Source organism: Myxococcus vastator (genome assembly GCF_010894475.1).
In the GTDB taxonomy this organism is placed as follows: Bacteria; Myxococcota; Myxococcia; order Myxococcales; family Myxococcaceae; genus Myxococcus; species Myxococcus vastator.
Map to the genome: position 1 here is coordinate 1 of NZ_JAAIYB010000918.1, position 769 is coordinate 769.

The 769-nt window shown below is 66.2% G+C and carries 1 pseudogene; it reads right to left on the reverse strand.

From position 1 onward, the window contains the following. Positions 1-338: pseudogene (locus G4D87_RS38325) on the reverse strand (di-heme oxidoredictase family protein); the annotation flags it as partial. Between the last annotated feature and the right edge of the window lie 431 nt (positions 339-769).

Here is a 769-nt window from a genome sequence, read left to right on the forward strand (position 1 = left end):
GGCGGAGGCTGCGTGCCGGAGTGCGTGTAGCGCGTCCAGGCCGTGTCACGGGCGCAGTTGCAGGACACGTCCCAGTACGTGAATGAGTAGTCGATGGTCTCGCCCGCGGACAGGCCGGTCACCGTGTATTGGTTCCGGCCGTTGACGATGCCCATCCGATAGTTGAGCTGCCCCTGGTTGTTGCGGACGTAGTGGATGTCCGCCCAGGCGTTGGTGTCGACGTAGAAGACGGCGGACGAGCCCGACGGCGTGACTCCAAAGGTGGCTGCGAACGCGTCGCCCACCAAGAGGGTTGCGACCAGTACAACAACGGCCATTCCTGTTGCTCTGTTGTGCATCGTTGTCCTCTCCAAGCGATCCACTCCGGGCGCGGATTGGGGAGATTCTCCATCGTCCGAAGGAAGTCCGATTCTGAGGCAGGAGGGCACGGATTCCTATGGAGTTCGTTAATTCGTACTAATCCTGTCGGCTCCGAGACGGAGGCAGGCAGGGCCTTCCACGATTGACGCGATGGGCCAGCTGTGGCGTGGCGCGGAGCGTCGTGGATGGCGGAATCCGTTGCCCCTTCGCCGCGGGCATGGTGGATGCGAGGCAGGAGGGTGGCCCTGGTACCGCTGGCGGTGACGACGAGCACGAAGGTGGACGCGGCGCTGGTGCGCGAGGCGCGGGCCGTGGCGGCGCGGTGGGGCGTGCCTTTCCTGCCTCGGCGCGCGAAGGAGAGCGTGGCGCCGTGGCTGGGGACGAAGGCGGCGGCGCTGCTGGTGGTGGG